The following is a 15,760-nucleotide window of genomic DNA, read 5'->3' as shown; positions in this document are numbered from 1 at the left end:
GATTAATGAAATTTATAAAGCTTGTACTGTTTGTAATTCTGGCCTTCTGCATTTTTGATGCGCACGCCCAAAGCAGTGCCGAACTGAAACGCCGCCGGGCCGAGTTAAATAATGAGTTGGAAGATTTGAACCGCGAGTATCGCGCTACTTTAAGCAATAAAAAATCGACCATCAAGCAACTTAACATCCTAAAAGCACAAATAGGCCTTCGCGAAGAAAAGATCAGGAATGTTAACTCGGAGATCAGGTTGCTTAACAACGAGATTAGCGAAAACAGCAATACCGTTCAAACCCTGCAACAACAGCTAAATCAGCTAAAGAAGGAATATGCAGCCATGATTGTGTTTGCTTATCATAACCAGAGCGCCTACAACAAGTTAATGTTCGTTTTTGCGTCCAAGGATTTTAATCAGGCTTATAAGCGTCTCAAATACCTGCAACAATTTGGTACTTACCGCGAGCGTCAGGCTCAATCCATACAAGGCACCCAAAAGGATCTTCACGTCAAAATAAACGAGCTGGACCGTACCAAGAACCAAAAAAGCAGTTTGCTGCAAGAACAGGAAAAAGAGAAGGAAACCTTAGGTAAGGAGCGCAATAACCAGGTAGCCGTAGTGGCCGATCTTTCTAAACAGGAGGGGCAGCTTAAAAAACAACAAAGAGCTGTATTGGCGCAACGCCGCAAGGTAGATCAGCAAATTTCGGCCGCCATACGCCGTGAGATTGCTGAGGCTCGCCGCCGAGCTGAAGAAGAAGCGCGCGCCGAGGCTGCCCGTCGTGCCGCTTTAGCTGCCGATAAAGCCAGGGCCGACAATAAATCGGCTGCTGAAATTGCCGTTGCCGCTAAACCTAAACCTATTACCCGTAAAACCGACTCAGAAGTATTGTCGGCTACACCAGCTGCCGCCAAACTCTCAAACGACTTTTTAGGTAACCGAGGCCGTTTGCCGTGGCCGGTAGGTGTAGGGCAAATAATTCAGGGTTTTGGTATTTACACCACGCCAGAAGGCATTAGGAATGACAACCGCGGTGTTGATATCCGTACGTCGGGCGGTGCGCCTGTACGTGTGGTGTTTGAAGGTACCGTAGCTGCCGTAAACGATATTAGCGGTACGTACCTGGTAGTTATACAGCATGGTTCTTATTTTACGGGCTACGCTAACTTAAAGTCGGTTAGTGTAAGTTCGGGTCAAAAGGTAAGTACACGCCAAACTATCGGTGCCGCTGCAACTGATGCTGCTACCGGCGAAACCACAGTTCACTTCGAGCTGTATAATGGCAGTACGCCGGTTAATCCAAAATCTTGGTTGGCATCACAATAAGTGAAACATTGTACAGTTATAATTGTATATATTTGTACCTTTAAATAAATAACTCATGTTCAGTTCGGTTTTTTTGTTTTTGAACATTGGCACACCGGAGCTAATACTAATTCTGTTTGTAGCCTTATTGCTTTTTGGTGGTAACAAGCTTCCTGAACTGGCAAGGGGTTTAGGCAAAGGCATACGCGACTTTAAAGATGCGTCGGAAGGGGTGAAACGGGAGATACATAATCAAATAAATAGCTTTGATGAAAAACCGTCTGAGCCTGTAGTGCGTACTTCTGTTATTGAGGCCGAGACCGAGACACAAAACACGGTTCCCGCTGCCAATACCGAAACGGTTACAGTTGAGCCGGAACACTCTATCAAAAAAGAATTTTAAATATAAAAATTATCAATCATGGGATTAGGCGCACCAGAAATCATTCTGATTATCGTTGCAATTTTAATTTTATTCGGAGGACGCAAAATTCCTGAGCTAATGAAAGGATTAGGCCAGGGCGTTAAAGAATTTAAAGACGCATCGAACACAAAGGAAACGCAGGAAGACAAAACTAAAGTGCAATCCTAATCGGATAAACGATACTTTATTCTTCATAAATTAAGCTTATCGGTAGATAATTATTTATTATCAACTGATAAGTTTTTTTATTTTAGCGGCCTATGGCTAAAATTTACACCACTTTAACGGATATACAGCAAGATTTGCAGGGCGGACAAACAACCGTTAAAGAGCTGGTAAACCAATACCTGGCTAACATTAAGCAATACGTGCACTTAAATGCCTATAACGAGGTATTTGCGGATGAAGCTTTACAAAAAGCCGAAGAGTTGGATAGCCGCTTTAAAAGCGGTGCACCTACCGGCAAGCTTGCCGGTATGGTTGTAGCTATAAAAGACAATATTTGCTACAAAGGGCACACCGTTACCGCCTCTTCTAAAATATTAGAAAACTTTACTTCTATATATTCTTCAACCGTTGTTGAGCGGTTGCTGGCCGAAGATGCCATTATAATTGGTCGTTGCAATTGCGACGAGTTTGCCATGGGCGGCGCCAACGAGAACTCTTATTTTGGCCCCGTAAAGAACATGGCCGATGAAACACGCGTACCGGGTGGCTCATCGGGCGGTTCGGCGGTGGCTGTACAAGCGGGTATGTGCCATGCGGCCATTGGTACCGATACGGGAGGTTCAATCCGCCAGCCTGCATCATTTTGCGGTGTGGTTGGGTTAAAACCCACCTATGGCCGCGTATCAAGGCATGGTATTATCGCCTATGCATCTTCTTTCGATCAGCCCGGGCCTATAACCCAAAGTGTTGAAGACGCTGCACTGTTGTTGGAAGTAATGGCAGGGCCCGACGCTTATGACGGCACTGCATCGCAACAAGCTGTCCCCAGCTACACCAAAACCTTACAGGCATCAACCGATAAAAAGAAAGTAGCTTATTTACAGGAAGTGCTGGACAGCGAAGGTCTGGATGCTGAAGTAAAGGCAGCATTATTAAAAGCAATAGACGATCTGAAAGCCGATGGCCACACAGTTGAGCCAGTATCGTTTGAGTACCTGGATTATGTAGTGCCAACCTATTATATATTAACCATGGCCGAGGCCTCATCAAACCTGGCACGGTATGACGGGGTGCATTATGGATACCGCAGTCCTGATGCGGTCGATCTCGTTACCACTTATAAACGTTCGCGGTCGGAAGGGTTCGGGACCGAGGTTAAACGCCGTATTATGCTGGGCACATTTGTACTGAGTGCCGGTTACTACGATGCCTATTATGCCAAAGCGCAAAAAGTACGCAGGCTTATAAAGAACCGTACTAACGAAATTTTACAGGAATACGATTTTATATTGACGCCCACTGCGCCTGAGCCTGCTTTTAAGATAGGCCGGCAAGATATTGATCCGATAGTTACTTATTTAGAAGACATATTTACCGTACAGGCATCACTGGCCGGGGTTCCTGCAATTTCGTTACCGGTTCAAAACAATAGCAAGGGTTTGCCGTTAGGCTTACAATTCATCACCAAAGCTTTTAGCGAAACCGAATTGTTAAATTTTGCAACTTATTTTGGGAGTTTGCGTAAAAGTTAATAATTTAGTAAAATGCGGAAATTAACCCAATAGCCGTATTTATAGTACCCTGATAATGAGAAAACTATTTACGATTGTTTTTTGTCTTACAGCCTTGCAGTCCTATAAAGCGTTGGCGCAGCCTGCATACCAGGACACTTCATACGAGCAAGGATTAGGCCAAAGTTTTTTACAGAGCTATAAACGTACAACACCCGTACCCGCTCAGGTAGCAGCACAGTTACAACAAAACGCTTACGAAAATTCAGCCTTTAAAATTCGTCTGGATTCTATACAAAAAGACGTTCAACTGGACTATAATGAGTACGTACAAGCCTTTATTAATAACTACACCTCACCCAATCGCCGCGGCGAAATGGGGCGGGTAATGGGCTTGAGCAAATATTACTTTCCTATTTACGAAAAGGCTTTTCGCGATGCCGGTATCCCCGACGAGATCAAATACCTTTCGATTGTGGAGTCGCAATTAAACCCTAATGCAGTTTCGCGTGTTGGCGCTACAGGCCCATGGCAGTTTATGTACTCTACAGCTAAAATGTACGGGCTCAACATGAATAACTATGTAGATGAGCGCCGCGATCCTATACAAGCCAGCTATGCAGCTGCAGCTTACTTAAAAGATGCCTACCAGGAATTTGGCGATTGGCTGCTGGCTATCGCATCGTACAACTGTGGTAAAAACAGTGTAGAACGTGCCATGCAACAAGCCAATGCGGTTGATTTTTGGTCTATACGCCAGTACCTTCCGGCCGAAACCCGTGGCTACGTGCCCGCCTTTATTGCCACCATGTATGTAATGAAATATTACAACCAGCACGGCATTATGCCACAGGCCTGCAACATGACCATGAATACCGATACCGTTATGGTAAACAAGTTTGTATCGATCAACAACGTAGCCCGTATATTAAACCTGGACGCTAATGAGTTAGCCAAGTTAAACCCGGCTTATACACAACGCATTGTAAACGGTACTACCAAGGCACCGCGCCGTATGGTTATACCGCAATTAGGCAAAGAGAAATATAGTTTGCTTTATAGCGCGCTTAATGGCGAGTCTTTAAGCGTAAGTGCCCAGCCGGTATACGCTTCATTGCCTGATGATGCACCTGCAGAAGCTGTGGCTGTAAACAAAAGCGCCGCTGCATTGCATACGGTAAAAAGAGGCGAAACGCTAAGTGGCATTGCCGATAAATACGGTATTGATTTAGAAGATTTAAGAATTTGGAATAACATACGCGGCAATAAAGCGCTGCCGGGCCAAAAGCTAAAAGTTTCCGCGCCAGGTTTGGCGGCTGGTAAATCGGTTAAAACAGGCAAAGAACTGGCCACGTTGGGCAACGCCATAGGTGCTGCTGGTATGGCCAACTAAATATTCAATAACCTACCATAAACCTGGAGCCTTGGATAGCAAAACTATCCAAGGCTTTTTTGTTATTATAGTTTTAAATTGGATGTAGGCTACCGGGTTTGCAACAGCGCATGCACTTTGCGCTATACCGGAGATGCCTTGCCATTAAGAAATTTTTACCACTTCACTGCTTATCCTGCTATAAACACCGCTCTTAGCAGGTAATCTATGCCAAATTGGTTAATATTAACCTAATCTTCATTTGGTTAAAAAAGGAATTGTAATTTTGCCCACCTGAATACGAGAAGAATGAATAATACGAAACGTAAACAAGATGCGCTGAATTACCACTCTAAAGGCCGTCCCGGCAAGATACAGGTAATCCCAACTAAGCCTACCAATTCCCAACGCGATTTAACAATGGCCTACTCGCCCGGCGTTGCCGAGCCCTGCCGCGAAATTGCACAAAACGTTGATGATGTGTACAAATACACCGCCAAGGGTAACTTGGTTGCTGTAATCAGTAATGGCACGGCGGTGTTGGGCCTGGGCGATATTGGTCCCGAAGCCAGTAAACCCGTAATGGAAGGTAAAGGCCTTTTGTTTAAAATATATGCCGATATTGATGTGTTTGACCTGGAGCTGAACACCAAAAATGTAGACGAGTTTGTAAACATTGTAAAGGCTTTGGAGCCAACCTTTGGTGGTGTAAACCTCGAAGACATATCGGCCCCAACCTGCTTTGAGATTGAGCGGCGGCTTAAAGCCGAGATGAAGATCCCGGTGATGCACGACGATCAGCATGGCACGGCCATTATATCGGGTGCTGCTTTAATGAATGCTTGCGAAATTCAGGGCAAAAAGCTGGAAGATATTAAATTGGTGATTAACGGTGCTGGCGCAGCAGCCGTATCGTGTACCAAAATATATCTATCACTGGGTGTGAAAAAAGAGAACCTGGTAATGTTCGATATTGGCGGTTTAATTACACCGAACCGCACCGATTTGGACGAAATCCGTTTAGAGTTTGCCTCTAACCGTACTGATATAACCACCCTGGCCGATGCGATGAACGGTGCTGATGTGTTTATTGGCCTTTCGGCAGGTAACCTGGTTAATGCGGATATGCTGCGCAGCATGGCGCCAAATCCTATCGTGTTTGCCATGGCTAACCCCGAACCCGAGGTAGCTTATGACATTGCTGTAGCTGCTCGTCAGGACATTATAATGGCCACCGGCCGTAGCGATTATCCAAACCAGGTAAATAACGTACTGGGTTTCCCATACATTTTCCGCGGTGCGCTGGATGTGCGTGCCACAGCTATTAACGAAGAAATGAAACTGGCTGCGGTTAAAGCCATTGCCGAGCTTACCAAAAAGCCGGTTCCGGAAGCGGTTAACCTGGCTTATAATACCACCAACTTGCGCTTTGGCCGCGATTACATTATTCCTAAACCAATGGATCAGCGCCTCATAACTGAGGTGTCATCTGCCGTTGCTAAAGCTGCTGTTGAATCGGGCGTGGCGCGTTTGCCTATAACCGATTGGGATGCTTACGCCGAGCAACTACGTGCCCGTATTGGTGCAGATGATAAACTGATGCGTAATCTATCGGGCAAAGCCAAGCAAGATCCTAAGCGCGTGGTGTTTGCCGAGGCCGATAATTATAAGATTTTACGCGCTGCCCAAATTGTGAAAGACGAAGGCATTGCCATCCCTATACTGTTGGGTAATACCGAAAAAATTAAGCAGATTATTGAAGAGCATAAGCTTGATTTAGGCGATGTGCAGATCATCAATACACTGCTGCCCTGCAAAAAGCAGGAAGAGTACGCAGAGCACTTGTACCAAAAGCGCCAGCGCCGCGGTATTACCCTGTATGAGGCCCGCAAAATGATGCGCGACCGGAACTATTATGGTGCCAGCATGGTGCAGTTTGGCGATGCCGACGCGCTTATCTCCGGCTTAACCAAAAATTACGTAACCACAGTAAAACCGGCCTTGCAAATCATCGGTACCGAAACCGGCGTAAACAAGGTAGCCGGTATGTACATGATGATTACCAAGAAGGGGCCATTGTTTTTTGCTGATACCACAGTAAATGTAAACCCAACAACACAGGATTTGGTTGATATTACCGTGCTGGTAGAGCGTTCGGTGAAGCAGTTCAACATCAATCCTCGTATCGCCATGCTATCTTACTCAAACTTTGGCTCAAACGATGGCGAGGTGCCCGATAAAACCCGTGAGGCAGTGAAAGTATTGCATAAGCAATATCCTGACATGGTAATTGATGGCGAGATGCAGGCTAACTTTGCTATGAACCCCGCTTTGCTGAGCGATAACTTTCCGTTCTCGACCTTAAATGGTAAGGCCGCAAACACGCTTATTTTCCCTAACCTCGAATCGGGCAACATTGCTTATAAACTGTTGCAGGAAGTAGGCGGTGCCGAGGCGGTCGGTCCAATCTTATTGGGTATGAAAAAGCCGGTTCATGTACTCCAGTTAGGCAGTTCCGTACGCGAGATTGTGAATATGATTACCATTGCAGTGGTTGATGCACAGCAAAAAGCCCATGCCGAAGGCTTGCTGCTCAACCTGTAAATTTTAGTTATCTTAATTTTAAAGTCATTTGCCTCTGTTCATTTGAACAGAGGCAAATCTTTTTTTAGAGCGTGCCGTATAAGCGTTTGTTTTAGTATTTTTAACAAAAAATACATCATATCGAATAAAACATGTACGCATATATTGATGGGAAGCTGGTATTCAAAAGCCCGGCTTATGTGGTGATTGATGCGGGCGGTATAGGCTATCAAATCAACATCTCTTTAAATACATTCTCTAAACTTGCTGATGCCGAGCGCTGCCGCCTGTACGTGTGGCTGCACGTAAAGGAAGATGCGCACACCCTTTATGGCTTTGCCGATGAAGGTGAAAAACGTCTGTTTTTACACCTGATATCTGTTTCGGGTATTGGCCCTAATACCGGTCGCATGATGTTATCATCCATAACGCCCGAAGAGATTCAGACTGCCATTGTAAAAGGTAACGTTACTCAAATACAGCGTATAAAGGGTATCGGTCCAAAATCGGCTCAGCGTGTTATCCTCGAGCTGCAGGATAAATTGCGTAAGGAAGGGCCTGATAGCCTGATATCCATGCCATCAAATAATACGGTTAAAGACGAAGCGCTATCGGCTTTGGTAATGTTGGGCTTTGCCCGCGCTGCTGCCGAAAAGGTTATAGACCAGGAGATAGGTAAGAGCACAGATACTTTAACAGTAGAACAACTGATTAAATCGGCTTTAAAAAGTTTATAGTTTTAAATCTTTAATTCTTAACGGTTCTTGATTCGAAATTTTACTGCAAGGTTTGTTGCATGGTTGGTGTTGTGGTCTGCTTGCAGCGGAATAAGTTTTGTTTTTGCCCAAAAAAAGCCTGCCGGCAGGAAGGACTCTGTTACCATCAGTGTTCCGTACCGCAACCAGCAATCTAAAAACGCGAAACTACGCGAGGGGCGCTTTGAGAACGATCCGCCCAATTTAGTGCGTACCATTCAGTACGATGCTTCATCCAATCGTTACATACTTATTGAGAAGGTGGGCAACTTGCTTTACCGTGCGCCCCGGTATTTAACCTTTACCGAATACCTGCAGCTAACTCAGCAGCAAAACCGCCGGGAGTACTTTAAAAAACTTGCTGACGATTATGCTTACAGTTCTCAGCAGCCTGGGTTTATTCCGCAAATAAAAATCAGGAGCCGTACTTTTGAGCAGATATTTGGTAGCAATACCATTGATATTCGTCCGCAAGGATCTGCCCAACTGGTGTTTGCGGGTCAGGTAAACAGCAATCAAAACCCGCTGTTTAATACCCAGCAGCGCAAGCAGTTCAACTTCAACTTTGACCAGCGCATCCAAATGAATGTTACGGGTGCTATCGGCGATAAATTAAAGATTGCCACCAATTACAATACAGATGCCCAATTTCAGTTTGAGAACCAGGTAAAGCTCGACTATACCGGCCGACCCGACGAGATCATTCAAAAGATTGAGGCCGGTACGGTAAGCATGCCTTTGAACACCGCCCTTATTCGTGGCAGTCAGGCGCTGTTTGGCTTAAAAACCAAGTTGAAATTTGGAAAGCTCGATGTAACCAGTATATTCTCTCAACAACGCTCGCAAGCACGTACAATCACCATTACTAACGGTGCACAGCAAGGCGAGTTTAGGCTTACACCAGCCGATTATGAGGCCAACCGCCATTACTTTCTGTCACAGTATTTCAGAAATAATTATAACAGGGCTTTAGCAAATATTCCGCTCATCAGCACCAATGTGGTGGTTACCCGTGTGGAGGTTTGGACCACCAACCGAACTAACACCACTACCGATTCACGCGATATCATCGGCTTGTTAGACTTAGGTGAGAACAGGCCATACAACACCGCTCAAATACAAGGCGGACCGGGCTTTTCGGGCTTGCCTGCAGGCTTCCAGGGGCCTGGTTTTACACAACAGTCTAACTCATTGTTAAACCGCTTATTCAGTTTGCCAAACCAGGGGCGCTTGTCTAACTCTAATGATGTTGCTAATTTTTTCCAGTCATCTGGCGCTACTGATAACTATGCCAAGCTACCTTATGCGCGTAAATTAACCAGCAAGGAGTTTACGCTTCATCCGCAGTTGGGCTATATCTCTTTAAATTATCCGCTTAATAACGATGAGGTACTGGCAGTTGCCTACCGCTATACTTACAACGGTGTTGAATATCAGGTAGGGGAGTTCTCTAACGATATACCCGTTGACCCGGTAAACCCAAAAGCACTTTATGTGAAGTTGCTGAAGAACGAGATACTGAAAACTAACCTGCCCACCTGGGATTTGATGATGAAAAACATCTACTCGCTGGGTGCTTACCAGGTTAGCCCGGTAAACTTCAGGCTTACCATTGCCCGTTTGGACGACCGGACGAACATCGAGAAACAGAATATTGACGAGGGGGCCAACATAACCGGCAAGCGGTGGTTGCAACTTACCCGTCTGGATACCCTGAACCAGCAGAACGACCGCCTGCCTGAGGGCGACGGCTACTTCGACTTTTTGGAAGGTATTACGATTGATTCGCAGAACGGGCGTATCATGTTTCCGGTGGTAGAGCCATTTGGTAGCGACTTGGCTCGCAGGTTCAGGCCAACAGAGCAGGATCTGGTAAGGCGCTATGTATACCAGCCGCTGTACGATAGTACGCGTACCATTGCCCAGCAATACTTTCCACAGCTTAACCGGTATATCATTAAAGGTACTTATTCATCACAGTCGGGCTCAGAGTTTCAACTTAATGCGGTAAACATACCCCAGGGTTCGGTAGTAGTGAATGCCGGTGCCCTGCGCTTGCAGGAAGGAACCGATTTTACCGTTGACTACAGCATTGGCCGTATAAGGGTTTTAAACCAGGCGCTGTTATCATCGGGCCAGCCACTCACTATTAATATTGAGAATAACGAGCTCTTTGGCATCCAGCAAAAAACCTTGTATGGTTCCCGGTTTGATTACCGTGCCAGCCCTAAGTTAGCCTTGGGTGGTACCATCATGCACTTAAGTGAGCAGCCACTTACCCAAAAGCAAATCATTGGCGAGGAGTCGGTATCCAACACGATTATGGGCCTCGATGTTAATTATAGTACCGAGTCGCGCTGGTTAACGCGTTTGGTAGATCGATTACCGTTCATCAATACCAAAGCACCATCGTTCATTAACTTTTCGGGAGAGGTGGCGCGCCTTATGCCGGGCAGCCCCAGCGCAGTGAATTTTGCGGGCTCCAAAGGCGGTACATCTTACCTGGATGATTTTGAAAGCAGCCAATCCATTATCGACTTAAAAAGCGCCTTAAACTGGCAAATTTCGGGCACGCCGCAATTGTTCCCGGAGTCGCGTTTGTTTAACGATCTGAGTTATGGTTACAACCGTGCCCGCCTGGCCTTTTACAACATCGACCCTATATTTTACACATCCAGCTCTAACTTTAACATTACCCGGGCCGATCTGTCAAACCACTACGTGCGCCAGGTGCTCGAAACCGAGGTGTTGCCTTACCGACAATCGGTAACCGGCCAGCCCTTGATATTGCCTACGCTCGATTTGGCTTTTTACCCTAATACACGTGGTCAGTACAATTATACTACCACAGGCATCAGTCCGGATGGTACATTGCTCAATCCGCGTACGCGCTGGGGCGGTATGTTCCGCAAGCTGGAAACCAACGATTTTGAATCGCTCAACGTACAGTACATTGAGTTTTGGATGATGGACCCTTTCATTTACAAACCCAACTCACAAGGTGGTGATCTGTATTTAAACCTGGGCAGCATAACCGAAGATATTTTGAAAGACGGCCGTAAGTCAGTAGAAAACGGTTTACCGCCCGACGGCAGCAATACGCAAACCGACGAAACTGTTTGGGGACGCGTGCCGCGCCTGCAGCCGGTTATTAATGCTTTTGATAATAACCCCGATGCCCGCCGTTTGCAGGATGTGGGTTTGGATGGGATGAATGATGCCGGCGAGCAAACCAAATTCTCCGGCTTTTTGCAGCAGGTAAGAACACAGCTTACACCACAAGCAGCCAACGCACTTACTGCCGACCCATCATCTGACAATTACCAATATTACCAGGGCTCGCAGCAGGATCAGAACCGGGCCGGCATTTTGCAGCGCTACAGCCGCTACAACGGTACCGAGGGTAACTCCAAAACTGCCGAGCAATCACAGGCCGAGCTGGGTGTTTCTACTTCCGCTTCAACCTCCCTGCCAGATGGGGAAGACCTGAACCGTGACAACAGCATGAGTCAGGCTGATGAATATTTTCAGTACAAGGTATCGGTAAGGCCGCAGGATTTGGTGGTGGGACAAAACTTTATAAACGATAAGGTAACCGCACAGGTTAAACTTGCCGATGGTACCACACAAAGTGTAAACTGGTACCAGTTTAGGGTGCCTATTTTAGCTTATCAATCGCGCGAGGGAAATATTCAGGACTTTAAGGCCATCCGCTACATGCGTATGTTCATGACCAACTTTGCCGATACCGCGGTGTTGCGTATGGGTACGCTGCAATTGGTACGTGGCGAATGGCGCGGATATAACGTAGAGAACAATGCCACTAAGGTAATTGCCGATCCTGCATTGGTAAATGCGCCGATAGATAATTCGACCCTGAATGTACAAGCTGTAAACCTGGAGGCTAACGGTAACCGCAGCCCAATACCTTACGTACTGCCGCCGGGCATTGAACGCCAGCGCGATTATAACAACCTGCGTACTGATACCCGGTTAAATGAGCAGTCTCTCTCTTTAAATGTATTAAACCTGCGCAACGGTTATTCAAGGGCGGCATATCGTACTTTTTATAATGATTTACGCGCCTACAAACGCCTGCAAATGTTTGTGCACGCCGAGGGTGATCAGTTGAACGATAACGACCTGAGCGCTTTTATACGTTTGGGGGTTGATTACCAGGACAGCTATTACGAGTATGAAGTGCCATTGAAAATAACTCGTCCGGGCACGTCAGATCCAGGAGCTATATGGCCTGAGGTTAATAATATAGACCTTGAGCTGGCGGCTTTAACACGTGCTAAGCTGGCTCGTGATAATGCCATAGCTACTGGTCAGGCTTCTTTAACGGTACCTTTTACCATAATGGAGGGCAACAACCGCATTACCATTAAAGGCCAACCCGATTTGAGTCGTTTGCGTGCCATTATGCTGGGAGTACGTAATCCTTACAGGGCAACAGGCGGTTTTGATAAGTCGGCCATTGTGTGGTTTAACGAGTTGCGCTTAACCGATTTTGACCAGCGCGGCGGCTGGGCAGCCACTGCACGGCTTAACGCCAAGCTGGCCGATTTTGCCGACGTAACGTTGGCTGGCAGCAAAACTACTATCGGTTTTGGCTCTATTGAGCAGCGCGTAAGCGAGCGCAGCCGGAGCGACAACCAAACATTTGACGTAGCCGGCAGCCTGGAACTGGGCAAGTTCTTTCCGGCTAAAACAGGTGTGCATATACCTATGTATGTTAACTTATCGCAACAGGTAGCCATGCCGCAATATAACCCGGCTCAGCCCGATGTGGAAATGAAAGATGCACTGCGCAATGCCCCAACCGATGAAAAGCGTGATGAAATAAAACGCACGGCTCAGGATTATACTATGCGCAAAAGCATCAACTTTACCAATGTGCACAAAGCTAAAACAAACCCCGCCGAGCCGGTACGCTTATGGGATGTAGAAAACTTAAATGCCACTTACGCCTACTCAGAGTATGAGCACCATGATTTTATAACTGAAAACGATAATCAAAAAATATACAAGGTGGCATTGGCTTATAACTACTTAAACCAAGCCAGGTATTATACGCCGCTCGAGAAGGTAATTAAAAGCAATATGCTCTCACTGCTGCGCGATTTCAACTTCAGTATTTTACCATCAAGGTTAAATTTTGCGATCAGTTTCGATAGGTTTTATTCCGAGAATACCCTGCGTAATAACGACCCGAATAACTTTTTACCCATACCTACTACTACTTTCAACAAAAACTTTAACATTACCCGTGTTTACGGTATAGGCTGGAACCTCACCAAATCACTGCAAATGGATATTGACGCTACTAACCTATCGGTAGTGGATGAACCTGCCGGACGGGTGAATGGTTTAAAGCGCGACACCTTGTGGGATAACCTGAAACGCCTGGGCCGCACCACCAATTACAACCATACCATCAATTTTAACTATACCGTGCCTATTAACCAGGTGCCGGGGCTGGATTGGGTAAGCACTATTGCACGTTACAGCACCAACTTTAACTGGCAAACCCAACCCAAATTTGCTATTGATGATGTTAACCTCAATGTGGGTAATACTATTCAAAATTCACGGTCGGTTCAAATTAATCCAACCCTTAACTTAACCGGGCTTTACAATAAGTTTGCTTACCTGCGCAAGTTTAACAATGCTGATGGCAAGGGAACAAATAAAGCCAGTAAGCTACTGGTGGGTTTGCTGACCAGTGTTAAAAACCTTGGCGCAACGTATACGCGTAGCGAAGGCACTTATTTACCGGGCTACTTACCAACTACCTCATTTGCAGGTCAGGACTTTAGTTACAATGCACCCGGTATAGGCTTTTTGCTGGGCAGCCAGGCCGATCTGCGTCCTAAGGCCATTGCCAACGGCTGGTTAAGCAGAGATACCTTACAAAATCAGCTTTATTCGACCACGCTGAATGAGGATATGCACTTCCGGAGCACCATCAGGCCGTTTCCTGACTTAAATATAGAACTGACTGCCTTTCGTACACGTGACCGTAATTTTCAAACCAACTACAAGTACAACGCTGCATCAGGCGGTTTCGAGAGCTTAAGCCCAATCACGTCCGGAACATACAGTGTTTCTTTCCTCTCTATAGGTACAGCGTTTTCAAAAGAACAAGGTATCAACAAGTACTCCAGTACTTTCCAGGCCCTGTTGAATAACCGCCGTATAATATCGCAGCGCTTAGGGGCGCAAAATGCCAATTCGGGTGGTACTACCGCAGATGGTTATCGTGAAGGTTATGGGCCAAATCAGCAGGACGTATTAGTGTCTTCTTTCCTGGCGGCTTATAGTGGTAAGGATGCCAGCAAGTCGAGTCTGAACAGCTTTCCGCAAATACCTATCCCTAACTGGCAGCTTACCTATAATGGCTTAAGCAGAATTAGCTGGTTTAAAGAACTGTTTGATTCATTTGACCTACGCCATGGTTATCGTTCAACTTACAGCGTAAACAGCTTTAATTCGCTTATCCGTTACCGCGAAGTAAACGGTGCGCCAAGTGAACGTGATGTAAACAGCGATTTTTTGCCATTTTACCAGTTTACGCAAGTAACCTTATTTGAACAGTTTGTGCCTTTGTTAGGAGTCGACATCCGCTTTAAAAATAGCATGACCGTAAATGCCGAATACCGTAACAGCCGTACCATGAGCCTAAGCTTGCTGAATAGCCAGCTGGCGCAGCAAAACGAAAATATTATGGTGTTTGGCTTTGGGTATCGTACCCGTAACTTCAGATTTCCGTTTGGTTTGTTCAGGAATTTTAAGCTGAATAACGATTTGAACTTTAAAATGGACTTTGCCCTGCGCGATAATAAGATTGTAATTTACCGTGCTGATGTGCAAACTGCCGAAATATCATCAGGCGCCAAAAATATCACCATCCGCCCGTCTATTGATTATGTGATTAACCAGCGTTTTAACTTCAACCTTTTCTACGACTCGAACATTACCAAGCCCTATACCTCACAAACATTTAACACGGCGTTTACCAACTTTGGCGTAAACTTGAAATTATTGCTGCAATAAGAGGAACGCTCAAGAGGTTAAATTTTATTGTTAGTGTTATACTTTTAATGATTTATCGTATTGGCTGTAAAGTTATTATGATGAAGAAGATTACGCTTGTTTTTACATTGTTGGTAATTGTTGTTATTGCTTGCAAAAAGGACAAAACTAATAACAAAATTATAGGGCGGTGGGAAACCGAAGGAGCACCACAGCTTGCTGCCAATCACATACATGAGTTTTATCTGTTTGATAAACAGGGTAAGTACTACCTTACCAGGATGGTACAAGACCCCAATAGCTCCAATTATTTAGGTTATCTGCAATACACATCCGGCAGGTACCGGCTGCAAGGAAATACCATTCTATTTTATAATAAGGAGTCTTATATTAACGATCCGGTTAATGGGCCGTATGCCAGCCGGGATAAGTTGGTAAAAGCAAACGATCCTGACGCATCTGCAAATTTCACCATTGAATCAAATGGTTTGCGAAGGCTTGCCATATCCAGTATTTGCTCACCCAACGCCTTCTGCGTAGAGATCACATCGAGATACCAGTTTATAGCCGATGAGGACTAAACAAAAAAGGCACTGTGAATTCACAGT

General features: G+C 45.7%; 9 protein-coding genes. All 9 read left to right on the top strand.

What is annotated here, in order from left to right; genetic code table 11:
* Positions 1-5 precede the first annotated feature (5 nt).
* The gene (locus tag ABDD94_RS18925; protein WP_345953544.1) at positions 6-1,322 is read left to right on the top strand and encodes a peptidoglycan DD-metalloendopeptidase family protein; all 1,317 of its coding nucleotides are present in this window, start codon (positions 6-8) and stop codon (positions 1,320-1,322) included.
* Between the two features lie 55 nt (positions 1,323-1,377).
* On the top strand, positions 1,378-1,704 hold the full coding sequence (gene tatA / locus ABDD94_RS18920) for a twin-arginine translocase TatA/TatE family subunit (RefSeq protein ID WP_345950532.1): 327 nt from the start codon (positions 1,378-1,380) through the stop codon (positions 1,702-1,704).
* A gap of 18 nt (positions 1,705-1,722) precedes the next feature.
* Positions 1,723-1,893: a twin-arginine translocase TatA/TatE family subunit gene (gene tatA, locus ABDD94_RS18915; protein WP_345950533.1), complete on the top strand. Its 171-nt coding sequence runs from the start codon at positions 1,723-1,725 to the stop codon at positions 1,891-1,893.
* A 92-nt stretch (positions 1,894-1,985) separates the two neighbouring features.
* Positions 1,986-3,425 carry an Asp-tRNA(Asn)/Glu-tRNA(Gln) amidotransferase subunit GatA gene (gene gatA, locus ABDD94_RS18910; RefSeq protein ID WP_345953543.1) on the top strand — a complete coding sequence of 480 codons (1,440 nt, stop codon included), beginning with the start codon at positions 1,986-1,988 and terminating at the stop codon, positions 3,423-3,425.
* Positions 3,426-3,480: 55 nt separating this feature from the next.
* Positions 3,481-4,797, top strand: a complete 1,317-nt coding sequence (locus ABDD94_RS18905) for a transglycosylase SLT domain-containing protein (RefSeq protein ID WP_345953542.1) — start codon at positions 3,481-3,483, stop codon at positions 4,795-4,797.
* A gap of 288 nt (positions 4,798-5,085) precedes the next feature.
* The gene (locus ABDD94_RS18900; protein WP_345950536.1) at positions 5,086-7,380 is read left to right on the top strand and encodes an NADP-dependent malic enzyme; all 2,295 of its coding nucleotides are present in this window, start codon (positions 5,086-5,088) and stop codon (positions 7,378-7,380) included.
* A gap of 131 nt (positions 7,381-7,511) precedes the next feature.
* On the top strand, positions 7,512-8,096 hold the full coding sequence (gene ruvA, locus ABDD94_RS18895) for a Holliday junction branch migration protein RuvA (protein WP_345950537.1): 585 nt from the start codon (positions 7,512-7,514) through the stop codon (positions 8,094-8,096).
* Positions 8,097-8,123: 27 nt separating this feature from the next.
* Positions 8,124-15,173, top strand: a complete 7,050-nt coding sequence (gene sprA / locus ABDD94_RS18890) for a cell surface protein SprA (RefSeq protein WP_345953541.1) — start codon at positions 8,124-8,126, stop codon at positions 15,171-15,173.
* A gap of 77 nt (positions 15,174-15,250) precedes the next feature.
* Positions 15,251-15,733, top strand: coding sequence for a hypothetical protein (locus ABDD94_RS18885; protein ID WP_345953540.1), 483 nt, complete (start codon positions 15,251-15,253; stop codon positions 15,731-15,733).
* Positions 15,734-15,760 lie beyond the last annotated feature (27 nt).

It is taken from the genome of Mucilaginibacter sp. PAMB04168 (assembly GCF_039634365.2).
Taxonomy (GTDB): domain Bacteria; phylum Bacteroidota; class Bacteroidia; order Sphingobacteriales; family Sphingobacteriaceae; genus Mucilaginibacter.
This window is presented reverse-complemented; position numbering and strand designations above follow the sequence as displayed.